This window comes from Streptomyces sp. NPDC050610 (assembly GCF_040654875.1).
In the GTDB taxonomy this organism is placed as follows: Bacteria; Actinomycetota; Actinomycetes; order Streptomycetales; family Streptomycetaceae; genus Streptomyces.
Map to the genome: position 1 here is coordinate 25,079 of NZ_JBFAIV010000001.1, position 25,426 is coordinate 50,504.

Genomic DNA, 25,426 nt, shown 5'->3' on the forward strand with positions numbered 1-25,426 from the left:
GTACCTCACTCACCACCCCCGCATCCATTTAGTTGTGTCACTATAATAATGTTACTGACACAACTAAATGGAGGCCGCCATGCCAGACGCCGCCCCGCGACGACCATGGCTCGTGCTCGCCATCTGCTGCATGAGCATGCTGATCGTCAGCCTCGACAACACCATCCTCAACGTCGCCCTGCCCACCATCCAGCGTGACCTGCACACCTCCGTGTCCGGGCTGCAATGGACGGTCGACGGCTACACGCTGGTACTGGCCAGCCTGCTGATGCTCTCCGGCTCGACCGCCGACCGCGTGGGCCGCCGCCGCGTCTTCCAGGCCGGGCTGGTGATCTTCTCCGCGGCGTCCCTGCTGTGCAGCCTCGCCCCCGGGCTCGGCTGGCTCGTCGCCGCGCGGATGCTCCAGGCGGTCGGCGGATCGATGCTGAACCCCGTCGCCATGTCGATCATCAGCAACACCTTCACCGAACCCCGGCAACGCGCCCGTGCCATCGGGGTGTGGGGCGGCGTCGTGGGCATCACCATGGCGGCCGGGCCGATCACGGGCGGCGCGCTGATCGAGTCGGCCGGCTGGCGGTCCATCTTCTGGATCAACGTGCCGATCGGCGTGGCCGCCCTGTTCCTGGCCCGCAAGTACATACCGGAGTCGCGGGCGCCGCGGGCCCGCCGGGCGGACCCGGTCGGCCAGGCGCTCATCGTCGTCCTGCTCGTCACCCTCACGTACGCGATCATCGAATCGCCGGAGCTCGGCTGGACCTCGCCCCTCGTCCTCGGCTCCGCCGCCGCGGCGCTCTGCGCGCTGCTGGGACTGCTCTGGTACGAGCCCAGGCGCACCGACCCCCTCATCGACCTGCGGTTCTTCCGTTCCGCGCCGTTCACGGGCGCCACCGTGAACGCGATCGCCGCGTTCGCCGCGCTGGGCGGCTTCCTGTTCGTCAGCTCCCTGTACCTGCAGAACGTACGGCGGCTCGACCCGCTGGACGCCGGGCTGTTCATGCTGCCCATGGCGGTCATGGCGCTGCTGATGGCACCGCTGTCCGGCCGCGTGGTGGCCTCGCGCGGCCCGCGCCTCCCCCTGCTGCTCGCCGGGGCGGCGCTGTGCGCGAGCGCCGTGCTCCAGGCGCTCACCTACTCCGACCGCCTGCCGACGGCCGTACTGGTCGTCGCGTACCTGCTCTTCGGTACCGGCTTCGGCCTGGTCAACGCGCCCATCACCAACACCGCCATCACGGGGATGCCCCGCGCGCAGGCCGGCGTCGCGGCGGCGGTGGCCTCCACCAGCCGGCAGGTCGGCCAGTCCCTCGGCGTGGCCGTCGTCGGCGCCCTCATGGCCGGCGAGGCGTACGCGGACCCGGCGGCCCTCACCGGCGCGGGCCGCACGGCGTGGTGGATCATCGCCGGCTGCGGCGCCGTCGTCGTGGTCATAGGTACGCTCGCTTCCGGCCGCTGGGCCCAGGCGACGGCACAGCGCACAGCGGAGCGGCTCGCTGCCGAGGAGACTCCGGAGGCCGCGGGGATCAAGGGGACCAAGGAGACGGTGAACACCTGATGGAGCTGGAGCGTCGTGATGCCGACGGACCCCAGGGGGGCGGCCCCGGGGAGGAGGGCAGTCCCCAGGAGGGGGGCGACGCCACTGCCCGGGCAGCAGTCCGGGCCTGGCAGGGGATGAACACGCTCCTGATGGAGCGCCACAACCGCCGCAAGACCGTCGCCGACGCCCTCGGCATGAGCTTCAGCCGCGTCAGGGCGCTGCGCCGGCTCGGCGCCGGGCCGATCCCCCTGCGGGAACTGGCCGAGCGGATGGGCAGCGACCCGCCCTACACCACCGTCATCGTCGACGACCTCGTGCGGCGCGGCCTCGCCGAACGCATCGCCAACCCCGCCGACCGCCGGTCCAAACTGGTCCGTCTCACCGAGGAGGGCCGGGCGGCGGCCGCCCGCGCCACCGACATCATGTCCGTCCCGCCCGACGCCCTGCTCGGCCTGCCCCCGGAGGACATCGAGGCGCTCGACCGCATCATGGCGAAGCTCTTGGAGTGAGTCGCGGCTCTTTGAGTGAGTCGCGCCGCCGGATTCGCGGGGATACGGGCGTACGGGGTACGGGCGTACGCGTTCACGGGCGGTACGGGCGCGGATTCGCGAGCCCCGCCGCCTCAGCCGCCCGCCGCCTCAGCCGCCCGGCGTCACCAGCCCCGCCTCGTACGCGAAGACCGCCGCCTGGGTGCGGTCGCGGAGCCCCAGCTTCACCAAGATGCGGCTGACGTGCGTCTTCACCGTCGATTCTGCGACGACGAGGCGCGCGGCGATCTCGGAGTTGGAGCGCCCCTGGGCGACCAGCACCAGGACCTCCGTCTCGCGCTCGGTGAGGTCGGCGACGCGGTCCTGGGTGGGGGTGCGCGGGGTGCCGAGGCGGGAGAACTCCTGGATGAGGCGCTTCGTGACGGTCGGCGCGAGCAGCGCCTCCCCGGCCGCCACCACCCGCACGCCGTCGGCGAGTTGGCGCGCGGAGGCGTCCTTCAGCAGGAAGCCGCTGGCCCCGGCCCGTAGCGCTTGGTAGACGTACTCGTCGAGGTCGAAGGTGGTCAGTACCAGCACCTTGGCGTCCGCGTCGGCGGCGACGATCTCGCGGGTGGCCTCCAGCCCGTTGAGCTCGGGCATCCGGATGTCCATCAGGACGATGTCCGGGTTGAGGGCCGCGACCTGCCGCACCGCCTCGCGGCCGTCCACCGCCTCGCCGATGACCTGGATGTCCGGCTGGGCGTTCAGCAGCACGGAGAACCCCTCACGGACCATCATCTGGTCGTCGACGATCAGCACCCGAATGATGCCACTGGTACCGCTGGTACTGCTGGTGCCGCTGTCTCCGCCGGCCATGCCGCCTCCCCCGTTCGCGCTGTTCGTGCCGTTCACACCGCTCGCACCGCTCGCACCGCTCATGCCGTTCAGCCCATTCAGCCCGTTCACGCCGATTCCTCCACGGCCTCAACGGGGATGAACGCCACGACCTCGAACCCGCCGTCCTTCGTCGCCCCCGCCGTCATCTCGCCGCTGAGCATCGTCACGCGCTCCCGCATCCCGAGCATCCCGTGGCCCGAGCCCGGCGACGGCTTGGCCAGCCGGTTCGCCGGGCCGTTGACGATGCGCAGCCCGAGCCCGCTCATCACGTACGAGACCTCGACTCGCGCCTCGGCGCCCGGCGCGTGCCGCAGCGTGTTGCTCAGCGCCTCCTGCACGATGCGGTACGCGGACAGCTCCACGCCCTGCGGCATGGTGCGCACCACGCCCGTCGTGACGTGCTCGACCGTCAGCCCCGCCGCCCGCACATTGTCGACCAGCACGCCGAGGGCGGCGAGCGTCGGCTGCGGCGCCTCGGGGTCGGCCTCGCCGAACGCGTCCGGGTTCTCCGACCGTACGACGCCGAGGACGCGGCGCAGCTCGGTGAGGGCCGAGACGGCGTTCTCGCGGATGGTGGCGAACGCGGCGGCCAGCTCGGGCGGGGTCTCCTCGACCCGGTAGGGCGCGGCCTCCGCCTGGATGGCGACCACCGACATGTGGTGCGCGACCACGTCGTGCAGCTCGCGGGCGATGGTGGTCCGCTCCTCCAGCACCGTGCGGCGCGACCGCTCCACCTCGGTGACGGCGGCCTGCACGGCGACCTGCTGCTTGGACTCGCGTACCCCGCGCAGGCCCAGCATGACCAGGAGCAGGACGCCGAAGACGATCAGGAGGGCCAGGGTGTCGCGGGTCCAGACGTGGCCGCGGAACGGTATCCCGAGCACGACGACGAGCCCGACGGTGATCGCCCACATCTCGGCGGACGCCCGCGGCCGGAGGCGGAACGCGGCGATCAGCATCACCGCCCCGTAGGAGACGACGCCGGTCGGGGTCCACGGCCAGAAGGACTGGAAGCCCGACAACAGCGCCATGGGCGCGGCCGCGGCGACCGCCAGCCACCACGCGCCGACCGGCCGGAGGAGCACGACGGCGAGCGGCACTCCGGTCGCGAACATGCCGAGCATCCCCGAGAGCCCGGCTTCGAAGGACATGAAGGGCATGAACGTCAGCAGGAAGGCCGCTGCCAGGAACAGGGCGTGCGGGAGCCAGCGCGCGTAGACGACAGCCTTTCGCGGCACGAACCGCAGCAACGGATGGTCATCGGCGAGCGGCGGTGCCGGGCGGAACGCGAACGCGTCCGTGATCAGGTCTTCGCGGATCGTCTGGAACACGCCCCGCGCCACCCGGATCTCACTGTTCGCGCCGTTCGGCCGCTGATAGGTGTCGTTCACATCAACCAAGGTAAGCAGCGGAGGCGGCCGTCGTCGTCCCCGCTGGTGAGGATCTGTACGGGTCCGCCTCAAGTACTACGTGCTACGCCCCGGCGTCCCGGAGAGCGGCCAGGAACAGCGCGAAGGCGTCCGTGCCGGGCGTGACGGGCGCGTAGTGACCGGTGCCGGGCAGCTCGTGGAGGACGATGTCGCCGCCCGCCGCCGCGGCCTCGGCCGCGTAGCGGCGGGAGACGTCCGCGGGCACGTCCGGGTCGGCCGTGCCGTGCAGGACGACGACGGGGGCGCGGGGCGGGAGCAGCCGCGCTGGATCGGCCTCGGCGCTGCGGGCCTCCGCCCCTTGCAGCAGTTCGGCCACCGCGTCGTCGCTGAGCCGCAGCTCGCGCGCGTACGCCAGGTCCGCTACGGGCGACAGTGCGACGACCCGGTCGATGCGCGGGGCGTGGGCGTCCGCCTCCCGCCAGCGGCTGCCGGCCGGGAGGCGGTGGCGGGAGGCGGCCCAGAGGGCGAGATGGCCGCCCGCCGAGTGCCCGGCCACCACGTGGCGCACTCCGCGGCTCCGGTCCGCGCTTCGGTCCGCGCAGTGGGCCGCTCCCGCCTCCACGGCCCGTACGACGTCGTCGAACGTCCCGGGCCAGCCGCCGCCCCCGCCCACCCTCCGGTACTCGGCCAGCGCCACGGTCACTCCGTGCCGCGCGAGCGCGGCGGCCAGCGGCGAGAGGTGCGCACGGTCGTACGCCTGCCGCCAGAAGCCGCCGTGCAGCAGCGTCACGAGCGTGTGGGCAGCGGTGGGCGTGCCGATATCCGTGCTGGTGCCCGTACCGGCGGCCGTACCGATGTCCGCTGCCGCCGCCACTGCCGGACCGTCGCCCGACGCTTCGTAGAAGTCGATGACCTGCGAAGCGTGCGCGCCGTAGCGGACCGTCCGGTCCGGCGGCACGGGATCGAGGGCGAGCAGCGCGGCCTCCTCCGCGACGGCCGCCGAACCGGCGTCGCCGGCGGCCCCGGCCCCCGGACCGGCCTCGTCCCCGGCCCCCGGACCGGCGGCCATGGTCAGCCCGCCTCCCCGCCGCCGGTCAGCACCTCCGCCAGCACGCGCGCGGCGCGCTCGGCGTCGGCGAAGCGCGTGTAGAGCGGGGTGAAACCGAAGCGCATGGTGTCGGGGCGGCGGTAGTCGCCGACGATGCCGCGCCGGATCAGCTCCGCCATGACCTCGCCCGCGTCCGGGCAGCGCAGCGCGACCTGGCTGCCGCGCTCGGCGTGCGCGGCCGGAGTGACCGTCTCGACCCGGCCGGCCGGCGCGTACGCGGCCACGCAGCGCAGGAAGAAGTCCGTCAGCGCCAGGCTCTTGGCCCGTACGGACTCGACGGAGACGCCGTCCCACGCGTCGAGCGCCGCCTCCAGGGCGAGCATCGAGAGGATGTCGGGGGAGCCGACCCGGCCCCGGGCCGCGCCCTCGGCCGGTGCGTAGCCGCTCGCCATCGCGAACGGGTCCGCGTGCGAGGTCCAGCCGGGCAGCGGCGAGTCGAAACGGGGCTGGAGGTCGCGGCGCACGTACAGGTACGCGGGCGAGCCGGGCCCGCCGTTGAGGAACTTGTACGTGCAGCCGACGGCCAGGTCCACGCCGTGCGCGTCGAGGTCCACGGGCAGCGCTCCGGCGCTGTGGCACAGGTCCCACACGATCGGGGCCCCGGCGGCGTGTGCGGCGGCCGTCGTGCCGGGGAGGTCGTGCAGCCGGCCGCTGCGGTAGTCGACGTGGTTGACGAGCACGGTGGCGGTCCGCGGCCCGACGGCGGCCGCGATGTCCGCGGCGGGCAGCGCGCGTACGGTGCAGCCGGTCATCCGGGCGGCGGACTCGGCGATGTAGCCGTCGGTGGGGAATGTCTCGGCGTCGACGAGGACTTCGTCGCGGTCGGAATCACTGGCGCCTGCCCCGGGCGCCGCGTCCGCGATCCCGCTCGCGTCCGCGAGCCCCCCGCCGCGGGCGATGCGCACAGCCGCGACGACCGCCTTGAACACATTGACGCTCGTCGAGTCGCCGACCACCACCTGCCCCGGGGCCGCGCCGATCAGCCGGCCGACGCGGTCGCCGAGGCGCTCGGGCGCGGTCCACCAGCCGCTCTCGTCCCAGGAGCGGATGCGCAGCCGCCCCCACTCCTGCCCGACGACCTCCGTCAGCCGCCCCGGCACGGCGCGGTGCAGCGCGCCGAGGGAGTTCCCGTCCAGGTAGACGACCTCGTCGAGGCCGTACTCCGAGAACTCCGCGCGTTTGCCGCGCAGTTCGTCGGTCTCGTCCAGCTTCGCGGCCTCGGTTCGCAGTTCCATCGCATCCATCCCGGTGTCAGACTTGGCTGCGCGCCGTCCACAGCTCGGGGAAGACATTCTTCGAGGCGCGCTTCTCCAGCCAGGCCACCCCGGCGGAGCCGCCCGTCCCCGTCTTCGCGCCCATCGCCCGCCGCGTGGCGAGGAGATGGTCGTTGCGCCAGCGCCAGACCAGTTCGGCGACCTCGGTCAGGGCCTCGCCGAGCCGGACCAGCTCTCCCGCCCCGGCGCCGCCGCCGGCCGCCGAGTAGATGTCCTGCCAGGTCCGCTCGACCGCTTCGTTCGGCTCGTACTTCGCCGTAGGGTCCCGGTCCAGCACCGCCGCCGGTATGCCGAAGCCGCGCCGCGCGAGATAGCGCAGCACCTCGTCGTACAGGCTCGGTTCGGCGATCGCCTTCTCCAGCTCCGCGAGTTCGCGCGGCGCGCCCCGGTGCGGTACGAGCATGGAGGCGGACTTCTCGCCGAGCAGGAATTCGAGCCGCCGGTACATCGCCGACTGGAAGCCGGAACCCTCGCCGAGCGCCGCCCGGTAGGAGTTGAACTCGCCGGGGGTCAGGTGCGCGAGCGGCTTCCAGGACGCGTTGAGCGATTCGAGCTCGTACGTGGAGCGCTTCAGCGCGGCCAGCGCGCCCGGCAGGTCGTCCTCGCGCAGCGACTGGGCCGCGGTCCGCCATTCATGGACGAGGACGGTGAACCACAACTCCATGACCTGGGTGGTGACGAGGAAGACCATCTCGCCGGGGTCGTCGGAGAGCGGCTGCTGGAGGTGGGTGAGGACGGACGCGTGCACGTAGTCCTCGTAAGGGGTGGTGCTCTCGGCGCCGATGCTGAGGTCGGGATCAAGACGCGCGGCTGGGTCCTCCGGCGCGTAAGGGGACACTTCGGTTTCGCGTGACATCGCTGTCCCTTCAGTACTGCTGCCGGGTAGCGGTCCGCCCCTTTCCCGTCGGCATCGGAGCCCCGGTCCCCTCGCGGCCCGGCTCAGCGGGCCTCAGCGCATCATGCGTCGCCTCGCGGGATACGGCAAGAGGGGGCCGCGGCGGTGCGCCGGGCGCCCGTGGTCACGGGCTGCCCGGCGCGTCGCCGTCACGCCGCGGTCCGCGTCAGCCCAGCGTGTCGGCGGCCGTCGGGGACGAGTCGCGCAGGAACGACGAGCAGCGCTCGTACTCCTCCTGCTCGCCGATCGACTGCGCGGCCCGCGCCAGGGCGTGCAGGGCGCGCAGGAAGCCGCGGTTGGGCTCGTGCTCGAACGGCACCGGGCCGTGGCCCTTCCAGCCGGCGCGGCGCAGTGCGTCGAGCCCGCGGTGGTAGCCGGTACGTGCGTACGCGTAGGACTCGACGACCCGGCCGCCCTCGAACGCCTCGTCGGCGAGCTGCGCCCACGCGAGCGAGGAGTACGGGTACTTCGCGGCGACCTCGGAGGAGGCCGCGCCGGAGGCGAGCAGCTCGCGCGGTTCGGGGTCGTCGGGCAGATGGGTCGGGGGCGGTCCCCCGAGCAGGTTCTCGTGAATGGACATGGGCTCCAGTCTGCCTGGTGCGGGCGGCCGAGGGGCCGTTGCGGGTGATGTCCGTACGAGAGAGCGGGCCGGCGCGCGCCCGTCATCGTTTTCCCGCTCCCGCACCCCGCCGTCAGCCGGATGCGGAGCCGGGGCCGGTCGCGTACGGAGGCGTACGAAACCGGGACCGCTCGCGTACGGAGCCGGGGTCAGTCGCGTGCCGATCCGTGGTCAGTCGCCTGCCGATCCGGGGTCGAGCGGCGGGGCGGTCACCCCGCAGTGGTAGGCGCACTCCGGGTGGCATATCCGGGGCTCGGCAGGCGCCGGCTCACCGGCCTCCGCCACTCCCACTCCCCCGCCCCCGCTCTCGCTATCGGCGCCGCCAGGCTCCTTGCGCACCGCGAACCAGCCGATCAGCGCCGCCACCACCAGCGCCCCCGCGCACATCGGCATCGCCCGCCGGAAGGTGGCCCCGAACTGCCCGGCATCCCGGTACGCGTCCGGGCCCATGCCCGCCAGCAGCGGCAGTGCCGCCACCGCGACGAGCCCCGCTGCCCGCGCCGCCGCGTTGTTGACCCCGCTGGCCAGCCCGGCCCGGCCGACGTCGACGGAGGCGAGCACGGTCGCGGTGAGCGGGGCGACGAGGACGACCATGCCCAGGCCCAGCACGATCAGCGCGGGCAGCACGTCCCGCCAGTACCCGGCTCCGGGCGTCACCCGCGTCATCAGCAGCATCCCGGCGGCGCACAGCAGCGGTCCGACGGTGAGCGGTACGCGCGGTCCGATGCGCTGGCCCAGCTCGCCGGAGCGGGCGGACAGCAGGAGCATCAGGACGGTCGTCGGCAGCAGGGCGGTCCCGGCTGCGAGCGCCGAGTAGCCCGCCACGACCTGGAGTTGGAGCACGGAGAGGAAGAAGAAGCCGCCGAACGCCGCGTAGACGCAGACGGTCACCGCGTTGACGGCCGTGAACTGGTGCGAGGAGAAGATGGTCAGCGGCAGCATCGGCTCGGCCCGCCGCCGCTCGACGTACCCGAAGGCCGTGCCCAGCAGCACCCCGGCGACCGCCGGGCCGATCACCCAGGGCGACGCGCCCTTGTCGGGCGCGGCGATCAGGGCGTACGTGACCGCGCCCAGCGCGAGCGCCCCCAGGACCGCGCCCAGCACGTCGAACCGGCCTCGCGCCCGCGGGTCCCGGGTCTCCGGTACGTGCCGAAGGGCGACCGGCACGCAGACGGCGGCCAGCGGCAGGTTGATCAGGAACACCCAGCGCCAGCCGGGCCCGTCGACCAGCCAGCCGCCCACGAACGGCCCGATCGCCGAGGCCACGCCGCCCAACCCCGACCAGGCGCCCACGCCCCTGGCCCGGTCGTCGGGGTGGAAGGTGGCCTGGATGAGGGCGAGCGAGCCGGGGGTGAGCAGGGCGCCGCCGATGCCTTGCAGCGCGCGGGCGGCGATCAGCACCCCGGCGTTGGGCGCGAGGCCGCACAGCAGCGAGGCCAGCGCGAACCACACCACCCCGACGACGAACACCCGGCGCCGCCCGAACCGGTCGCCCAGCGCCCCGCCCAGCAGGATCAGCCCGGCGAGCGTGAGCATGTAGGCGTTGACGGTCCACTGGAGCACCGCCAGATCGGCGTTGAGATCGGCTCCGATACGGGGCAGCGCCACATTGACGACGGTGCTGTCCAGCATCGCCATCCCGGACCCGAGCACCGCGGTGAGCAGCACCCAGCGCCCTGCGGGCGTGCCGACCCGTACCGCGCCGGGCCCTTCGGCGGCGGGGCCTTCGGCGGCTGGCCCTTCCGGCCCGGTGACGGCCGCCGGCCGCGGGGCGGACTCCTTCGGGGGCTCCCTCGGGGAATCGCTCATACCCGGATCATCCTCGCGCGGGCCGGACCGGGCCAGCGTAAGGACCGGGTCCGGGGGCCCGTACGACGAAAGGACCCATACGACGACAGAGCCCGGCCCGGAGCCCGTACGGCAAAAGGACCCGGCACCCCGCTCGGTGAGCCGGGGCCGGGCCCTTGGGCCGGACTGCGCGCGTACGGACGTACGCGAGCGCGCTACTTCAGCTTGGTGCCGGTCGAGCGCAGGTGGGAGCAGGCCTCGGTGACGCGCGCGGCCATGCCGGCCTCGGCCGCCTTGCCCCAGGTGCGCGGGTCGTAGGTCTTCTTGTTGCCCACCTCGCCGTCGACCTTCAGGACGCCGTCGTAGTTGCGGAACATGTGGTCCGCGACCGGGCGGGTGAAGGCGTACTGCGTGTCGGTGTCGAGGTTCATCTTGACGACGCCGTTCTCCAGCGCGGTACGGATCTCGTCCTCCGAGGAGCCGGAGCCGCCGTGGAAGACGAAGTCGAACGGGTCGGTCTTGCCGTACTTCGCGGCGATGCCGTCCTGGAGGTCGCGGAGCAGCTCGGGGCGGAGCACGACGTTGCCCGGCTTATAGACGCCGTGCACATTGCCGAAGGAGGCGGCCAGCAGGTAGCGGCCCTTCTCACCCAGGCCGAGGGCCTCGGCGGTCCGCTCGACGTCGGAGACGGTGGTGTAGAGCGAGTCGTTGATCTCGTGGGAGACGCCGTCCTCCTCGCCGCCGGTCGGGGTGATCTCGACCTCAAGGATGATCTTCGCCTTGACGGCGGCGGCGAGCAGCTCCTGGCCGATGGCGAGGTTGTCGTCGAGGTTCTCCGCGGAGCCATCCCACATGTGCGACTGGAACAGCGGGTTCTGACCGGCGGAGACGCGCTCCTGGGAGACGGCCAGCAGCGGACGGACGTACGCGTCGAGCTTGTCCTTCGGGCAGTGGTCGGTGTGCAGCGCGATGTTGACCGGGTACTTCTTGGCCACGACGTGCGCGAACTCGGCGAGCGCGACCGCGCCCGAGACCATGTCCTTGTTGTACTGGCCGCCGAGGAACTCCGCGCCACCCGTGGAGATCTGGATGATGCCGTCGCTCTCCGCCTCGGCGAAGCCGCGCAGCGCGGCGTGCAGAGTCTGCGTCGAGGTCACGTTGATGGCCGGGTAGGCGAACTTGCCTGCCTTCGCCCGGTCGAGCATCTCGTTGTAGACCTCGGGGGTTGCGATGGGCATCTGTCCGCTCCTTGTGATGTGCGGGTGTGGGTTTGTGGCCCTGACCGTGTGCTGGGAATCCAGGGGGGCGACATCCTCGTCTGGGCCCATCTTTCCAGACTCGGCCAATTGCTCCACACGGCGGACACTCCGGGCACGCGAAAGGGGCGGGGCGTTTCACGTGAAACGCCCCGCCCCTTCAAGAAGCCCCAGGTCAGCGCCTGGTACCCGGTCAGCCCAGGTCGAGATCGCCCAGAGAGTATCCCGTCAGGTACCGCAACCCGGCGTCCTCGATGGCCGACGCGGCGCCGCGGTCGACGATCGTCGCGACGGCGACGACCTCCGCGCCCGCCTCGCGAGCCGCTTCGACGGCCGTCAGCGGGGACCCGCCGGTGGTGGAGGTGTCCTCGACCACCAGCACCCGGCGGCCCTTGATGTCCGGTCCCTCAATGCGGCGCTGCATGCCGTGCGTCTTCTGCGCCTTGCGCACCACGAAGGCGTCCAGCTTGCGGCCGCGCGCGGCGGCCGCGTGCAGCATCGAGGCGGCCACCGGGTCGGCGCCGAGGGTGAGCCCGCCGACCGCGTCGAAGTCGAGGTCGGCCGTCAGGTCCAGCATGAGCCGGCCGACCAGCGGGGCGGCCTCGGCGTCCAGGGTGATCCGGCGCAGGTCGATGTAGTAGTCGGCCTCCAGCCCGGACGAGAGGGTCACCTTGCCGTGGACCACGGCCTTGTCCTTGATCTGCCGCAGCAGGTCGTCACGCACGTCGCTCATACCGATGAGCTTACGGTCATGCGGTTGGCGCTCGCGCGCGCCCGCCGGAAGCCGGGACGGTCCCCGTACGGACGCCGGACGCCGGACGGCGCGTGGGCCGCGCGCCCGCCGGACGCTCGTACTGGCCGTACCGGCCGTACTGTCCGTACCGGCTGCCGGATGGCGCACGGCGGGCCCGCGCCGCCTGCTGGACGCTCGTCGACTCCCTCAGGACAGCGTCCGCCAGCTCCACGTCGTGGAGATCTCCAGCGGGTCGATCGGAGTGACCAGGCGCGGCAGGCTGTTCAGGCCGTTCGGCGGCCCGGACTGCGGCTCGACGCAGATGGCCTCCTGCTGCTCGTCGTAGACGACGACCCACTCGGCGCGGCTGGTCACCTTCAGCTCCAGCTGCCCCGGCCAGGTGAGCGTGACATCGACGCCGTCGGCCATCCCGAAGCAGTCGTCCCAGGGGCCGGGCAGCGGGTCGATCCGGCGCCCGGTCGGCAGATGGTCGTCCCCGCGCTCCTCCTGCCAGTCGGCCGCGAAGTCGATCCGGGCGTCCTCGCCGCCCAGGTTCCGCAGGAACCAGGGGTGCCAGCCGGCCTGCGCCGGGAACGAGTCACCGGCCGCCTCGACGCTCATGGTCAGCGTCACCGCGTTCGCCGCCAGCTCGACCAGCTGGGTGACCCGGCCCGGATAGGGCCAGGGCTCGGCGAGCTCGTAGGTGAAGGCGGCGGTGGACTCGTCCGTACGGACCGTGCGCCAGGCGGTGTCCCGGCCCGTGCCGTGAATCGCGTGCGGCGGGGAGTTGACCGGCAGCTGATGGCGCTCATCGCCGTTGCGGAACCGGCCCAGCTCCGTCCGGCCGCACCACGGCACCATCGGGAACGAGCCGTACTTCGCGCCCTGCCGCAGCACCTCCGTCCCCTCGATGCGGAGGCTGCCGACGCGGCAGCCGTTCTCGGGCAGCACCGTCAATTCGGCACCGCCCGCCGCCAGTCGTACGCCATGCGCCTCCGGCGCGGTCTCCGTGGTGTTATGGGTGCTCACCCCTCGACCCTAGGCCCTGGGCCGGTGCCCCGGCGCGGCAGCCGTCGGCCACCGCGCCGTCGCCGGACGGACGCACCTGCGGCTGAGTGCCCCACCGGAAGTCCGGTACGCCGCCTGCGGGCGCATCGTGGCTGATCGCGCAGTTCCCCGCGCCCCTTGACCGAGCCTGCTCAGCACCCACGCGGGTGCCCGCACGGCCAGCCGCGAAGACACCCCCGGCCGATCCCCCACCGCAAGGCCAGCACGCCGCCTGCGGGCGCATCGTGGCTGATCGCGCAGTTCCCCGCGCCCCTAAACAGCACCGGCGAACGCCCCGGACTTCACCGAACCCGCCCAGTGACTACGCGGACATTCGCGGCCGAGCGCCCCACCACAAGGCCAGCACGCCACCCGCAGGCGCACCGTCGCTGATCGCGCAGTTCCCCGCGCCCCTAAACAGCTCCGGCGAACCGCCCCGGACTTCACCGAACCCGACTGCGGGCGCACCGTGGCTGGCCGCGCGGTACCTCGCGCCCCTCCACTGGGCCCGCCCAATGGCTACGCGGACATCCGCCCCGGCAGGGCTCGGCGGCGGCTGGTGTTCGTGTCGGTTACTTCCGGCGGCGGAGTACGCGGCCTACGACGACGGCGGAGGCGAGGACTACGGCTGCGGCGGGGGCGGCCCAGCGGAGGGTGGCTGTGGAGGCTAGGGCTTCGGGGGCGGGGACGGGGGCGTAGCGGCCGCGTGGCGGCGCGTGGTCGACCTCTTCCGCGCTGCGGCCGATCATCGTGCGGCGCGCGTGCGCGGCCTCGGCCGGCGGCTCGCCGGGCGCGGGAACGGCGACGGAGGCGACGATGCTCTCGTCCTCGTCGTCCCCGAGCGGGTCGTTCGGCTCCAGGACGTCATCGGCGTCATCGACATCGTCCGCGGCCTCCGCGTCGAGCGAAGGCGGCGGGATCTCCGTCTCGAAGACACTCGACTTCGGCTTCCGGGGCACAGCACCGGCATCGCCATCTGAGTCACCGGAACCGTCCCCGGCCGCCGCCCCGGCGGCCTCGGCGGCTTCAGTCAAGCCGGCGGAGAACGCGTCGCCCCACCGATCCAGCAGCCGCCTGGCCGCAGTCTCGGCCGTCTTGGGGTCGATGTCCGCGAGCCTTCCGCCGCTGCGCACCGTTCCCGCGCACCGCAGCAGCGTGCCGCCGGGCGCCGACACGGGGGTGAGCGTCAGCGTGAGCGAGACCTCGCCGGAGCCGCGCGCCTCCGTGCCCTCGCAGGTGATCTCGTACGAGCCGGAGTGCTCGGCGAGGCGCAGGGTGCCGCGGTAGGTGATGGTGGAGCCGCCGATCCGCAGGCGCAGCCGCCCGGCGAGCGGGCCGCCCGACGCCTCGTCGGCGTCCTGCTGGAAACCCGGCAGACAGCCCGCGACCCGCGCCGGGTCCGAGAGCGCCTGCCGGACGGCCTCGGTGGAAAACGGAACGAACACCTCATGCTCCATAGCCACCGAGCCTACCCACCATGACTCTTTCGAGTGCCCCGCCCGACGGAACTTTCCCGCCACGCGCAGCCGACGGCGTACACCGGGCCACCGGCGCGGAGCGGCTGCGACGCCGGTACGAGCCGGTACGAGTCGGCACGAGCCATGCCGGTAAGGGCCGACACCGGCCGGACGGGCGGTCGAGCCTCCGGCCGGACATTCGGTCAGCCGGTCAAACGGTCAGTCGGCGACCGTGAAGCGCTCGCCGGTGTGCTGCGGCTTCTCGGCCTCGTCGACGAGCGCGACCGCGTAGTCCTCGGCGGAGATCCGGCTGTTGCCGCCGGCGTCGACGACCAGGTCGTCGAGCGCGGTGCGGTACGTACCGGTGCGCTCGCCCGGCTCGATCGTCGCGGCGGGGCTGACATTCGTCCAGCGCACGTCGCCGACGGTCCGGTAGAAGTCCAGCGCGTCGCCGTGGGCGTGCATGATCTGGAGCAGGAACTCCGGCAGCCCCTCCGCGTCCCAGACCTGCTTGCCGTCCGGGGTGCGCAGGGAGCCCGCGCCGCCGACCGTGATCAGCCGCGGTGCGGCGTCGCCGAGCGTCCGCAGGCCGGCGACCAGCGCCTTCGCGGCGGGCTCGATGGTCGCGAGGTGGCCGGGGCCGTCGCCGCCGCCGACCGCGCTGATCACCACGTCCTGACCGGCGGACACGGCGGCGACCGACGCTGGGTCGAGGACGTCGCCCGTGGTGACGGTGAGCCGCTCGTGCGTCTCGGTGATCTTCGCGGGGTCGCGGACGACGGCGGTGACCTGGTGGCCCCGGTCCAGCGCCTCGCGCAGGACGCGGCTGCCGATGGTGCCGTTGGCTCCGAAGAGAGCGATCTTGGCCATGAGGGTTTCTCCTAAGCGGTTAAGCGGTGTTGAGAGTTCGGGGGTTTCGAGGTTGTGCCGTTGCGAGCGGTGTCAGTGCTGGTCGAGGGCGCGGGTGAGGTCCTGTGCGGAGGACATCGGCCCGCCGATCCGCCGCACTCCGCGGGGGGTGTGGAGCAGCAGCGTCGGGAAGCCCTCGACGCCGAGCCGGCGGACCTGCCGGAACTCCTCCTCCACGGACCGCCGCGTCGCCGGGTCCGCGTAGGCGGCGGCAGCCGCCCCGGCGTCCAGGCCGAGGGCGGTGGCCACGCCGGCCAGGGTGTCCGGTTCGGACAGCGCGAGCCCGTCGCGGTACCAGGCGGCCTGTAGAGCGCCCGCGATCTCCAGTGTCCGCTCGGGCGTCTGCTGCCGCAGCGCGGCGAGCGCGGTGGCGGCGTCGGCGGAGTCCAGCACGGCGGTGCCCCGGGCGAACGCCTCGGCGTAACCGTCACCGAAGACCGCGCCGGTCAGTTCGGCGATCCGCGCGTCCGCCTCGGGGATGTACGGATACGCGGACACCGGCTGCGCCCGGGGCCCGGTGAAGAGCCCGCCGCTGAGTACGCGCAGCTCGATCCGTTCGGCGTTGGCGGCGGCGAATTCGCGGATGACGGGGCCGAATCCGTAACACCAGCCGCAGTAGGCGTCGAAGGCGTACGTGAGCTTCGCGCGTTCCATGGCTTCCTCTCTTCGGGTCGTCTTCCCGGACATTCCTTGTCCGTTACGACCACGCTACGAGGGCCGCGCCCCGCCAACCAGGTACGGTTGCGACCAGCCATGGTAAAAAAGCGACACGAAGAGCCCGACCCAAAAAGCGCAGCCAACAGCGCCACCGAAGTCGGCACGCCCGAAGCCGCCGGACAAGGCGACATCGTCGACCTCGCCTACCAGGCCCCGCCCGGCACCCCCGCCGGCCTGGAGGTCATGACCTTCGCCGAGTTGCGCGCCCGCGCCCCCGAAGGGCTGCTGCGCAGGCCCCAGCGGCTCGACTTCCACCAGCTCCTCATCGTGCGGTCCGGCTCGGCCGCGCACACCGTGGACTTCACCGGCTACGCGCTCGCCCCCGGCTCCGTCCTGTGGGTGCGCCCCGGCCAGGTGCAGAGCTTCGACGAGACGAGCAGCGGCGAAATCAACCGCGGAATCACCCGCGAAACCAACAGCGAAGACGACACCGACACCGGCACCGTCACCGTCAACGGCTACGTAGTCCTCGCCCAGCCCGGCTTCCTGCCGTCCGGCACCGCCGCCGCGGCCAAGGCCGAGGACCCCTTCCGCCCCGTCCTGTGGCAGCCCGTGGGCCCGGACCTCGCGGCGGTGAACCGGGCCGTGGATCACCTGGCCGCCGAGTTCGGCTGCGGCCGGGGCCTGCCCGCCGAGGTGCACACCGAAGTGCTGCGGCACCTGTTCACCGTGCTCGTCCTGCGTCTCGCGCATCTGACGGCCCCGGTGGGCAGCAGCGTCCCCGCGCCGAGCGAGACGTTCGAGCGCTTCCGAGCCGCCGTGGAGCGGGAGTTCGCGACCAGCCACCGCGTCGCCGATTACGCGCGCGCCCTCGGCTACTCCCCGCGCACTCTCTCCCGTGCCTCCCTCGCGGCGGCCGGGGTGGGCGCCAAGGAGTTCATCGACTGCCGAGTGGTGCTGGAGGCCAAGCGGCTCCTCGCCCACAGCGAACTGCCGGCCGCCCGCATCGCCGACCGCCTCGGATTCGACGACGCGGCCAACTTCTCCAAGTTCTTCCTGCACCGCACGGGGCTGTCCCCCGGCGCGTTCCGCGCCTCTCTCAAACCGGCCCCGGCCGCCGGCTGACGCTCACACCGGCCCCCACACCCGCTGACGACTGACGACTGAAGACACGCGAACGGCGCCCACCACGAGAAGCGGTGAGCGCCGCGGGAATGCGATGCGACGTCAGAAGCCGACGCCCTCAGGCACGGCTCGGCCGTTCGTCAGGAGTTGACGCAGGTGTTGCCGTAGGCCGGGTTGAGCAGGCCGACGACGTCGATGCTGTTGCCGCAGACGTTGAGCGGCACGTGGACCGGGACCTGCACCAGGTTGCCGGACAGCACGCCGGGCGAACCGATGGCCGCGCCCTTGGCGTAGGCGCCGTCGTGGTGGTGGTCGTGGGCCGAGGCCCCGCCCGCGGCGCCCACCATGGTGGCGGCCGCGGCGATAGTCAGGACAGCGGCCTTGGCGATACGCGACATGACACTGATTCCTTACGTAGCCGTACGAGGAGAAGGCGAGCCGTTCTCCTGCCGGAGAACTGGCGAAACCCGATACGACCAACTTTCTGTACGGGCGCGGCGGATCGACGCGCACGCAAACGAGTGACCTCTGCACATCAGTTCAACTGACAATGCGCCAAACAGATAAGCCGACAGAGCGGCGAATCAGCGGATCAGCGGGCAGGGCGGCCACGAGACCGCCCGACAGCCCGGCCCGCGCCGCCCGTCAGTCCACGCTCACCTCGGAACGGCCAGCCGCACCGCCACCCTCGTACGCGTCGCGACGAGCCGCCCCTCCTGCGGATAGGCGTGCCACGTACGCCAGCTGACCTGGCCTTCGTGGCGCTGGGCGAGCATCGCGGTGAAGGCGTGCGGGCTGCCGGGGAACGTGCCGGCGAGCCCGTGCGGATGGTCGGCGACCAGCGCCAGCAGTTCCTGGGCGCGCCCCGCGAAGGAGCCGCGCGACAACGTCTCGACGCGCGCCGCGAATTCGTACTCCCAGTCGCCCACGCGCTTCGCCACCCCCAGCGGCAGGGGGGTGCTGCTGCCGGGCAGGCAGGCCACGGTCTCCGAGCAGCTTCCTTCCTCGCCGTCGAGAAGCACCTGGTGGGAGGCGCCGAGCAAACGCAACTGGACGGTAGCACCGCCCAGTTGGAGGTCGAGGTCGGCCAGGGATGGCAGGGGGTCCTTACCCAGACACCACGCGAGGTCGGCGGCACGGGTATCGGTATAGGGGGTACTGAGGGTGGTGAGCATGGGTCGGCTCCGCAAGCACGCAGTGGAAGGTGGGCCGGCCCGCCCCGGAGGAGGACCAGGGTGTTCGAGTACGCCGGCTCGTGCCCACGTGGGGTCCGTGGGGTCCGAGGACTGTGATTCCGAGGACTTGTACTCTCTTCAAGCAGGGAATCATGAAATGCACGGCGCCCACAGCGTTTTTACCCATCTTCGCCGGGTTTCCATCCCCCCGAGGGCTGCCCAGCTCAACTGTTCAACACCTGAGCGCCCGGCGGACTTTGGGTCCGCCGGGCGCTCTGACGGCCGGTCCGCCGTCTCCGCGGCCGAAAGCCGCTATCGAAAGCCGCAACCGAAGGCCGTAATCGAAGGCCACGGCCGAAGGCCACGGCCGAAGGCCGCGGTCGAAAGCCACGGTCTACGCGGTCGGAATCGGCTGCCCCGTGTCAGCTGCTTCCGCAACCGCCCCCTCCGCCACAAGAGGAATGACCGCCCCCGCCGCACGACGAGTGGCTTCCCCCGCCGCATGAGTGGTGACCGCCTCCCCCGTGGTGGTGGCCGCCGTCCGACCCGCCTCCGTCCCCGGCCCACCAGCTGCTGCCCCCGGACGCAGTCCCCCCGCTGTACGTACGGCGGCGCGCCGCGCTCTTGCCGGGTGACCGGGTACGCCCGGCCAGGACTCCGACCAGCGTCAGCCCCGCGATCGCGATCAGAGCCGCGATGAAGATCGCCATCAGTGCCTCACTCCCTCCCACTTCGAAGCGAGTCCCCCCCGCTCCGTGCCTGCCGGGTTTGTGCCCGTACCCGCCTTACGGCAAAGCAGAGTTGAGCAAGACCAGAGGTTCACGGCGCGAGGTCATGACGACCCGTCAGGGAGCTGCGGCCACCAGCTGCTTCACGGCCGTACGCAGGGAGTCCTCGCGCTTGCAGAAGGAGAAGCGCACCAGATGGGACGGCGCGCCCTCGGTCACGTAGAAGGCGGCGGTCGGAATCGCCACCACCCCCGCGCGCTGCGGGAGTTCGCGGCAGAAGCGCACCCCGTCCCCGTGGCCCCACGGCCGTACGTCCGCCTGCACGAAGTAGCCGGCGTCCGCGCGGAACGGGCGCAGCCCGGCCTGCGCCAGGCCCTCGCCGAGCAGGTCGCGGTGGCGGCGCAGGGTGGAGCGCAGCCCGGCGGCCCACTCCTCCACCGAGCCGAGCGCCCGCGCCAGCGCCTCCTGGTACGGCGTGCCCGTGGCGTACGTGAGGAACTGCTTGGCCGCGCCGACCGCGCCGACGAGGCGGGCCGGGCCGCAGACCCAGCCGATCTTCCAGCCGGTGACGTTGAAGGTCTTGCCCGCCGAGGAGATCGCGAGGGTCCGCTCCCGCATGCCGGGCAGCGACGCGAGCGGCTGGTGGCGGGCGCCGTCGTCGTACACGAGGTGCTCGTACACCTCGTCCGTGACGGCGATCAGCTCGTGCTCGCGGCACACGTCGGCGACAGCCGCCAGCTCGGCCGCGGTGAACACCTTGCCCGTCGGGTTGTGCGGGCTGTTCAGCAGCAGCACCCGGGTACGGGGCGTCACGGCGGCCCGCAGGGCGTCGACGTCGAGGACGAAGGCGTCCCCGTCGAGGGCCAGCGGAACGCCGACGAGCCGGGCGCCGGCCAGCCGGGCGTCCGCCGCGTACGCGTCGTAGCAGGGGTCGAAGGCGATGACCTCGTCCCCGGGGTCGCAGAGCGCGAGCAGGGCGGCGGCGAGCGCCTCGGTGGCGCCGGTGGTGACGAGCACCTCGCCCTGCGGCCGGTAGTCGAGCCCGTACCGCCGCAGCTGGTGCGCCGCGACGGCCTCGCGCAGCGCCGGCGCGCCGACGGCCGGCGGGTACTGGTTGCGGCCGTCGAGCACCGCCCTCGCCACGTCCTCCAGCAGCGCGCCGGGGCTGTCCAGCTCGGGCACGCCCTGCCCGAGGTTGACCGCGCCCGTGCTGCGGGCCAGTTCCGTCATCTCCGTGAAGACCGACGTGCCCATGGCCCGCACCCGCTCCGCGGGACTCCACTCCGCCGAGCCCACCGCGCCGCGCGCGCCGGCCTGCCCCCCCATGTCCATACGGTCCCGCTTTCCCGAGTCGTTCCCCAGTCCTGTCCCGCCCGGCATCCGGAGCCCGGCCCGCCGAGCGCTGCTGCCCTCACGATAGGCGGGCACGATCGGGGGCCGGGGCCACGTACGGCCCCGGGGCCGCGTACGGACCCGGGGCCGCGTACAGACCGGGGCCGCGTACAGACCGGGGCCGCGTACAGACCGGGGCCCAGTACGGACCGGGGCCGCGTACGGACCGGGGCCGCGTACGGACCGGGGACCGGGATCTCGTCCGTACGGACCGGGGCCGCGTACGAACCGGGGGCGTGGGCCCGGCCTGCCACGGCCCCGGCCGCGGACCACACACCGCCCCCGTTGTCACGCCGCCACGCGGCCCCCGCCGCCGAGCGGGTGCACGGGCCCTACGGACGGCCGTCAGCGGTCGCGTGCCCGGTGGCGGGCCCGCAGAGTCGGGGTGCCGGGCCCGGCCGCCAGGTGGAGGGGGCCGGCCCGTACTCGCAACCGCCCCCGCACCGGAGGTGAGCCGTGTCCGCCGACACCGCCATGCCCGTACGAGCCCCGGAACCGCAGCCGGCCGACGGCGCGGGAGCGTCCCGCAGGGGTGAGCGCGTCCGGGGCGCGCTGCGCCGGGCGGCCCCCGCGCTCGGCCTGTACGCCGCCGTGCGGCTGGCCGGGATGCTGACGATGGCGGCATGGGCCTGGTGGATCGGCAGACACCCGCGGACCACGCTCGGGCTGGCCTGGGACGGCACCTGGTACACCGGCATCGCCCGGAACGGATACGACTCGGTCCATCCGACCGCGGGCTGGGCGGGGCAGCACTTCAGCGACATGGCGTTCTTCCCGCTCTTCCCCGGCCTCATGCGCGGCGTGGCGACCGTGCTGCCGATCGGGCTGGTCAACGCCGGGCTGCTGGTCGCCTGGGGCTCGTCGGCGGCCGCGGCCTGGGGGCTGTACGCGGTCGGCGAGCGGCTGCACGGGCGCCGGGCGGGGACGCTGCTCGTCCTGCTGTGGGGGCTGCTGCCGCACGCGGTCATCGAGACGATGGCGTACACCGAGCCGCTGATGACGGCGCTCGCCGCCTGGTCGCTGTACGCGGTGCTGACCGGGCGCTGGGTGTGGGCCGGCGGCCTCTCCCTGCTCGCGGGCGTCTGCCGGCCCAACGGCATCGCGGTGGCGGCGGCCGTCTGCTGCGCGGCGGCGGTCCTGCTGTGGCGGGACGGCGGGGCCCGGCGCGACTGGCGGGTGTGGGCGGGGGCCGCGCTCTCGCCGGCGGGCTGGCTGGGGTACGTGGCCTGGGTCGGCGCCCGGCAGGGCAGTCCGCTCGGCTACTTCGAGGTGCAGCGCGGCTGGGGCTCGCGCTTCGACTTCGGCTATGACGCGCTGATGTTCATCCGCCATCTGGTGATCGGGCTGAGCCGGCTCGGGTACTACGTCACCTTCGCGGTGATCGTCGTGGCGCTGCTGGCGCTCGTCTTCCTCGCCCTCGACCGGCCGCCGCTGCCGGTGTTCGTCTACACGCTGGTGCTGGTCGTGATCGCGCTGGGCGGCTCCAAGTACTTCGCGTCCAAGCCGCGGTTCCTGCTGCCCGCGTTTCCGCTGCTGCTCCCGGCGGCGCTGGCGATGGCGAGAGCCCGGCCGCGCACCGTCGTCGTGACGGCGGGTGCGCTGGCCGGGCTCTCGTTCGGCTACGGGGCGTATCTGCTGCTGATCGCCCCCATGCCGATGTAGCCGGTCGGCTCGTACGGCCCGGAGCGAAGGTCGCTCAGGACTCCTCGTCGCCGGGCTTCGCCTCGCCGTCGCCGTCGCCGTCGATCTCGGCCTCCAGGCCGAGCTGCTCGACGAGCCACTTGTCGAACTCGATCGAGGCGCGCACCCAGCTGACCGTGGAGGACACGAAGTGCTCCAGGGAGACGCCCACGCCGATCAGCATCTGCGCCTCGCCGATGAGGCGGACGCTGCCGTCGTCGTTGGTGTGCGTGTAGACCTTCGGCCACAGGGTGCGGCGGTTCCAGTCGTCGATCGCTTCGAGGAGCTTGGGCTTCTCCTCGATGGCGTGCGCCCGGTCGTAGAAGGTGCGCACGGAGAAGACCTGCTGCTCCTCCTCGCCGCGGAACATGAAGTACGTGCGGAACTGCTCCCACGGCGCGGCGAGGTCGCCCTCGTCGTCGACGACGTACTTCAGCTCCATCTGCTCTAGGAGCTGCTTGACCAGGTCCTGGTCGGGGATTACGGGGCCTGCCGGACCCTCCTCCTGGGGTTCGGGCTGGCCCCCGAAATTCGGAATCGAGGACGGGTCGATGCTCACCGTGGTTTTCCCTTCGTACGGTTGCGGCCATCCTCCCCCACACCCGCCCCGTCCTGGCAAGCCCGGACGGGGCGGGTGGTTCGGGAAGGGACCGTTCAGGCCGCCGCGGTCGGGGCCGAGGTGACGGTGAGCCCGTCGGCGCCGGGCTCCCGGTCCACGCGGACCGTGTCGCCGTCGCGGATGTCCCCCGCCAGGATGGCGCGGGCCAGCTGGTCGCCGATGGCGGTCTGCACGAGGCGGCGCAGCGGGCGGGCGCCGTAGTTGAGGTCGACGGCGGTGTCGGCCTCGTCGGGGTCGTGGCCGAGGGTCGCCAGCCAGGTCAGGGCGGCGTCCGTGACCTCCAGGGTGAGCCGGCGGTCGGCGAGGCGGCGCTGGAGGTGGTCGATCTGGATGCGGGCGATGCGCTGGAGCTGGTCCGCGCCGAGCGCGTGGAAGACCACAAGGTCGTCCAGGCGGTTCAGGAACTCGGGCCGGAAGGAGGCCCGTACGGTCTCCAGCACCTTCTCCTTCTTCTGGTCCTCCTTGAGCAGCGGGTCGACCAGGAACATCGAGCCGAGGTTGGAGGTCAGGATGAGGATGGTGTTGCGGAAGTCGACGGTCCGTCCCTGGCCGTCCGTGAGCCGCCCGTCGTCGAGGACCTGGAGCAGGATGTCGAAGACCTCGTGGTGCGCCTTCTCCACCTCGTCCAGGAGCACGACGCTGTACGGGCGCCGCCGCACGGCCTCGGTGAGCTGGCCGCCCTCCTCGTATCCGACATAGCCGGGCGGGGCCCCGACCAGCCGGGCCACGCTGTGCTTCTCGCCGTACTCGCTCATGTCGATGCGGACCATGGCCCGCTCGTCGTCGAAGAGGAAGTCGGCGAGCGCCTTGGCCAGCTCGGTCTTGCCGACGCCGGTGGGGCCGAGGAAGAGGAACGAGCCGGTGGGCCGGTCGGGGTCGGCGATGCCGGCCCGGGTGCGGCGCACGGCGTCGGACACGGCCCGTACGGCCTCGGTCTGGCCGATCAGGCGCTTGCCGAGCTCGTCCTCCATGCGCAGCAGTTTCTGCGTCTCGCCCTCCAGCAGCCGGCCGGCCGGGATGCCGGTCCAGGAGGCGACGACGTCGGCGATGTCGTCGGGGCCGACCTCGTCCTTGACCATCGAGTCCTTGCCGGAGGCGGCGGCCTCCTGCTCGGCCTCGGCGGCCGCGGCCTCCTCCAGCTCGCGCTCCAGGCCGGGGATCTCGCCGTAGAGCAGCTTCGAGGCGGCGTCGAAGTCGCCGTCGCGCTGGGCGCGCTCGGCCTGGCCGCGCAGCTCGTCCAGCTTCTCCTTCAGCTCACCGACCCGGTTGAGGGACTGCTTCTCCTTCTCCCAGCGGGCGGTGAGGCCGCGCAGCTCCTCCTCCTTGTCGGCGAGGTCGCGGCGCAGCTTCTCCAGGCGCTGCTTGGAGGCGGCGTCGGACTCGGACTTGAGGGCCAGCTCCTCCATCTTGAGCCGGTCCACGGAGCGCTGGAGCTCGTCGATCTCCACGGGCGAGGAGTCGATCTCCATACGGAGCCGGGACGCGGCCTCGTCGACGAGGTCGATGGCCTTGTCGGGGAGGAAGCGGGAGGTGATGTAGCGGTCGGAGAGGGTCGCGGCGGCGACCAGGGCGGAGTCGGCGATCTGCACCTTGTGGTGCGCCTCGTAGCGTCCCTTGAGGCCGCGCAGGATGGCGATGGAGTCCTCGACGCTGGGCTCCGCGACCAGCACCTGCTGGAAGCGGCGCTCCAGGGCGGGGTCCTTCTCGATGCGCTCGCGGTACTCGTCCAGGGTGGTCGCGCCGACCATCCGCAGCTCGCCGCGGGCCAGCATGGGCTTGAGCATGTTGCCCGCGTCCATGGCGGAGTCGCCGCCGGCGCCCGCGCCGACGACGGTGTGCAGCTCGTCGATGAAGGTGATGATCTGGCCGTCGCTGGACTTGATCTCCGCGAGTACGGTCTTGAGCCGCTCCTCGAACTCGCCGCGGTACTTGGCGCCCGCGACCATCGCGCCGAGGTCCAGCGAGACCAGCCGCTTGTTCTTCAGCGACTCGGGAACGTCGCCCTTCACTATCCGCTGCGCCAGCCCCTCGACGACGGCGGTCTTGCCGACGCCGGGCTCGCCGATGAGGACGGGGTTGTTCTTGGTGCGCCGGGAGAGCACCTGCACGACGCGGCGGATCTCCTGGTCCCGGCCGATGACCGGGTCCAGCTTCCCCTCGCGCGCGGCGGCGGTGAAATCCGTGCCGAACTTCTCCAGCGCCTTGTACGTGCCCTCCGGGTCCGGATTGGTCACCCGCTGCCCGCCCCTCGCGGTCTCGAACGCGTCCAGCAGCTTCTTGGCGGACGCCCCCTGCTGGTCCAGCAGCTCCCCGGTCTGCCCGCCCTTCGCGGCGAGCCCGATGAGCAGGTGCTCGGTGGAGATGTACGCGTCGCCCAGCTCCTTCGCCCGCTGCGAGGCGTCGGCGATGGCGGCCAGCAGATCCCGGTTGGGCTGCGGCGGCGCGACGGTGGAGCCCTGCGCGCTGGGCAGCGCGGCCAGCTGCCGGTCGGCCCCGGTCCGCAGCACCACGGCATCGGCCTCGACGGCGGCCAGCAGGTCCAGGATGTTCTCGTTCTCCTGGCCGCTCAGGAGCGCGATGAGCAGATGCGCCGGCGTCATGTCCGCGTGCCCCGCGGACACGGCCCGGTCATTGGCGGCGCTCAGCGCCTCCCGGCTCTTGTTCGTCAGCTCGGCTTCCACGTCGGCGTACTCCTCCTC

At 72.7% G+C, this 25,426-nt stretch carries 22 protein-coding genes; 4 read left to right on the forward strand and 18 right to left on the reverse strand.

What is annotated here, in order from left to right:
- Positions 1-79 precede the first annotated feature (79 nt).
- The gene (locus tag AB0I22_RS00125; protein WP_363128301.1) at positions 80-1,549 is read left to right on the forward strand and encodes an MFS transporter; all 1,470 of its coding nucleotides are present in this window, start codon (positions 80-82) and stop codon (positions 1,547-1,549) included.
- Between the two features lie 131 nt (positions 1,550-1,680).
- Positions 1,681-2,040, forward strand: a complete 360-nt coding sequence (locus tag AB0I22_RS00130) for a MarR family transcriptional regulator (RefSeq protein ID WP_363128302.1) — start codon at positions 1,681-1,683, stop codon at positions 2,038-2,040.
- A 129-nt stretch (positions 2,041-2,169) separates the two neighbouring features.
- On the opposite strand, the gene AB0I22_RS00135 is transcribed toward AB0I22_RS00130, so the two are convergent.
- The 13 genes from AB0I22_RS00135 to AB0I22_RS00195 form a co-directional block, all read right to left on the reverse strand.
- Complete coding sequence (locus AB0I22_RS00135) at positions 2,170-2,874, reverse strand: response regulator transcription factor (RefSeq protein ID WP_363128689.1); 705 nt, start codon at positions 2,872-2,874, stop codon at positions 2,170-2,172.
- A gap of 86 nt (positions 2,875-2,960) precedes the next feature.
- Entirely contained in the window at positions 2,961-4,286 is a 1,326-nt protein-coding gene (locus AB0I22_RS00140) for a histidine kinase (protein WP_363128303.1), read from the reverse strand.
- Between the two features lie 82 nt (positions 4,287-4,368).
- Positions 4,369-5,334, reverse strand: coding sequence for an alpha/beta hydrolase (locus AB0I22_RS00145; protein ID WP_363128304.1), 966 nt, complete (start codon positions 5,332-5,334; stop codon positions 4,369-4,371).
- Positions 5,335-5,336: 2 nt separating this feature from the next.
- Positions 5,337-6,617: a kynureninase gene (kynU, locus tag AB0I22_RS00150; protein ID WP_363128305.1), complete on the reverse strand. Its 1,281-nt coding sequence runs from the start codon at positions 6,615-6,617 to the stop codon at positions 5,337-5,339.
- A gap of 7 nt (positions 6,618-6,624) precedes the next feature.
- Complete coding sequence (locus AB0I22_RS00155; protein WP_363128306.1) at positions 6,625-7,503, reverse strand: tryptophan 2,3-dioxygenase family protein; 879 nt, start codon at positions 7,501-7,503, stop codon at positions 6,625-6,627.
- Positions 7,504-7,708: 205 nt separating this feature from the next.
- Positions 7,709-8,122, reverse strand: coding sequence for a DUF3151 domain-containing protein (locus AB0I22_RS00160; protein ID WP_363128307.1), 414 nt, complete (start codon positions 8,120-8,122; stop codon positions 7,709-7,711).
- 210 nt (positions 8,123-8,332) lie between these two features.
- The gene (locus AB0I22_RS00165) at positions 8,333-9,970 is read right to left on the reverse strand and encodes a DHA2 family efflux MFS transporter permease subunit (RefSeq protein ID WP_363128308.1); all 1,638 of its coding nucleotides are present in this window, start codon (positions 9,968-9,970) and stop codon (positions 8,333-8,335) included.
- 194 nt (positions 9,971-10,164) lie between these two features.
- The gene (fbaA, locus tag AB0I22_RS00170) at positions 10,165-11,187 is read right to left on the reverse strand and encodes a class II fructose-bisphosphate aldolase (RefSeq protein WP_363128309.1); all 1,023 of its coding nucleotides are present in this window, start codon (positions 11,185-11,187) and stop codon (positions 10,165-10,167) included.
- Positions 11,188-11,398: 211 nt separating this feature from the next.
- Complete coding sequence (gene pyrE / locus AB0I22_RS00175; RefSeq protein WP_363128310.1) at positions 11,399-11,938, reverse strand: orotate phosphoribosyltransferase; 540 nt, start codon at positions 11,936-11,938, stop codon at positions 11,399-11,401.
- 207 nt (positions 11,939-12,145) lie between these two features.
- Entirely contained in the window at positions 12,146-12,967 is an 822-nt protein-coding gene (locus tag AB0I22_RS00180) for an aldose 1-epimerase (protein ID WP_363128311.1), read from the reverse strand.
- A 590-nt stretch (positions 12,968-13,557) separates the two neighbouring features.
- Positions 13,558-14,442: an SRPBCC domain-containing protein gene (locus AB0I22_RS00185; RefSeq protein WP_363128312.1), complete on the reverse strand. Its 885-nt coding sequence runs from the start codon at positions 14,440-14,442 to the stop codon at positions 13,558-13,560.
- A gap of 219 nt (positions 14,443-14,661) precedes the next feature.
- Positions 14,662-15,312 carry an NAD(P)H-binding protein gene (locus AB0I22_RS00190; RefSeq protein ID WP_363128313.1) on the reverse strand — a complete coding sequence of 217 codons (651 nt, stop codon included), beginning with the start codon at positions 15,310-15,312 and terminating at the stop codon, positions 14,662-14,664.
- Between the two features lie 72 nt (positions 15,313-15,384).
- Positions 15,385-16,005 (reverse strand): DsbA family protein, encoded by a 621-nt coding sequence (locus AB0I22_RS00195; RefSeq protein WP_363128314.1) that lies wholly within the window; start codon positions 16,003-16,005, stop codon positions 15,385-15,387.
- A 99-nt stretch (positions 16,006-16,104) separates the two neighbouring features.
- On the opposite strand from AB0I22_RS00195, the gene AB0I22_RS00200 reads away from it, so the two are divergent.
- Positions 16,105-17,133, forward strand: a complete 1,029-nt coding sequence (locus AB0I22_RS00200) for an AraC family transcriptional regulator (protein WP_363128315.1) — start codon at positions 16,105-16,107, stop codon at positions 17,131-17,133.
- A 140-nt stretch (positions 17,134-17,273) separates the two neighbouring features.
- On the opposite strand, the gene AB0I22_RS00205 is transcribed toward AB0I22_RS00200, so the two are convergent.
- The 3 genes from AB0I22_RS00205 to AB0I22_RS00215 all read right to left on the reverse strand — a co-directional run bounded on the left by AB0I22_RS00205 (position 17,274) and on the right by AB0I22_RS00215 (position 20,290).
- A complete protein-coding gene (locus AB0I22_RS00205) occupies positions 17,274-17,531 on the reverse strand; it encodes a chaplin (protein ID WP_363128316.1) in 258 nt (85 codons plus the stop codon).
- Between the two features lie 258 nt (positions 17,532-17,789).
- Positions 17,790-18,308, reverse strand: a complete 519-nt coding sequence (locus AB0I22_RS00210; protein ID WP_363128317.1) for a DUF2617 family protein — start codon at positions 18,306-18,308, stop codon at positions 17,790-17,792.
- Between the two features lie 845 nt (positions 18,309-19,153).
- Entirely contained in the window at positions 19,154-20,290 is a 1,137-nt protein-coding gene (locus AB0I22_RS00215) for an aminotransferase class I/II-fold pyridoxal phosphate-dependent enzyme (RefSeq protein ID WP_363128690.1), read from the reverse strand.
- 594 nt (positions 20,291-20,884) lie between these two features.
- Between AB0I22_RS00215 and AB0I22_RS00220 the strand changes: the two genes are divergently transcribed.
- Positions 20,885-22,090, forward strand: a complete 1,206-nt coding sequence (locus tag AB0I22_RS00220; RefSeq protein ID WP_363128318.1) for a hypothetical protein — start codon at positions 20,885-20,887, stop codon at positions 22,088-22,090.
- Positions 22,091-22,124: 34 nt separating this feature from the next.
- On the opposite strand, the gene AB0I22_RS00225 is transcribed toward AB0I22_RS00220, so the two are convergent.
- Positions 22,125-22,667 carry a YbjN domain-containing protein gene (locus AB0I22_RS00225; RefSeq protein WP_363128319.1) on the reverse strand — a complete coding sequence of 181 codons (543 nt, stop codon included), beginning with the start codon at positions 22,665-22,667 and terminating at the stop codon, positions 22,125-22,127.
- A gap of 95 nt (positions 22,668-22,762) precedes the next feature.
- On the reverse strand, positions 22,763-25,408 hold the full coding sequence (clpB, locus tag AB0I22_RS00230; protein WP_363128320.1) for an ATP-dependent chaperone ClpB: 2,646 nt from the start codon (positions 25,406-25,408) through the stop codon (positions 22,763-22,765).
- Between the last annotated feature and the right edge of the window lie 18 nt (positions 25,409-25,426).

Coding starts and splice junctions, on each gene's coding strand:
- AB0I22_RS00125 (WP_363128301.1), top strand. CDS start 80: ATGCCAGACGCCGCCCCGCGACGACCATGGCTCGTGCTCGCCATCTGC.
- AB0I22_RS00130 (WP_363128302.1), top strand. CDS start 1,681: ATGGAGCGCCACAACCGCCGCAAGACCGTCGCCGACGCCCTCGGCATG.
- AB0I22_RS00135 (WP_363128689.1), bottom strand. CDS start 2,874: ATGGCCGGCGGAGACAGCGGCACCAGCAGTACCAGCGGTACCAGTGGC.
- AB0I22_RS00145 (WP_363128304.1), bottom strand. CDS start 5,334: ATGGCCGCCGGTCCGGGGGCCGGGGACGAGGCCGGTCCGGGGGCCGGG.
- kynU (WP_363128305.1), bottom strand. CDS start 6,617: ATGGATGCGATGGAACTGCGAACCGAGGCCGCGAAGCTGGACGAGACC.
- AB0I22_RS00155 (WP_363128306.1), bottom strand. CDS start 7,503: ATGTCACGCGAAACCGAAGTGTCCCCTTACGCGCCGGAGGACCCAGCC.
- AB0I22_RS00160 (WP_363128307.1), bottom strand. CDS start 8,122: ATGTCCATTCACGAGAACCTGCTCGGGGGACCGCCCCCGACCCATCTG.
- AB0I22_RS00165 (WP_363128308.1), bottom strand. CDS start 9,970: ATGAGCGATTCCCCGAGGGAGCCCCCGAAGGAGTCCGCCCCGCGGCCG.
- fbaA (WP_363128309.1), bottom strand. CDS start 11,187: ATGCCCATCGCAACCCCCGAGGTCTACAACGAGATGCTCGACCGGGCG.
- pyrE (WP_363128310.1), bottom strand. CDS start 11,938: ATGAGCGACGTGCGTGACGACCTGCTGCGGCAGATCAAGGACAAGGCC.
- AB0I22_RS00185 (WP_363128312.1), bottom strand. CDS start 14,442: ATGGAGCATGAGGTGTTCGTTCCGTTTTCCACCGAGGCCGTCCGGCAG.
- AB0I22_RS00190 (WP_363128313.1), bottom strand. CDS start 15,312: ATGGCCAAGATCGCTCTCTTCGGAGCCAACGGCACCATCGGCAGCCGC.
- AB0I22_RS00195 (WP_363128314.1), bottom strand. CDS start 16,005: ATGGAACGCGCGAAGCTCACGTACGCCTTCGACGCCTACTGCGGCTGG.
- AB0I22_RS00200 (WP_363128315.1), top strand. CDS start 16,105: ATGGTAAAAAAGCGACACGAAGAGCCCGACCCAAAAAGCGCAGCCAAC.
- AB0I22_RS00205 (WP_363128316.1), bottom strand. CDS start 17,531: ATGTCGCGTATCGCCAAGGCCGCTGTCCTGACTATCGCCGCGGCCGCC.
- AB0I22_RS00210 (WP_363128317.1), bottom strand. CDS start 18,308: ATGCTCACCACCCTCAGTACCCCCTATACCGATACCCGTGCCGCCGAC.
- AB0I22_RS00215 (WP_363128690.1), bottom strand. CDS start 20,290: ATGGGCACGTCGGTCTTCACGGAGATGACGGAACTGGCCCGCAGCACG.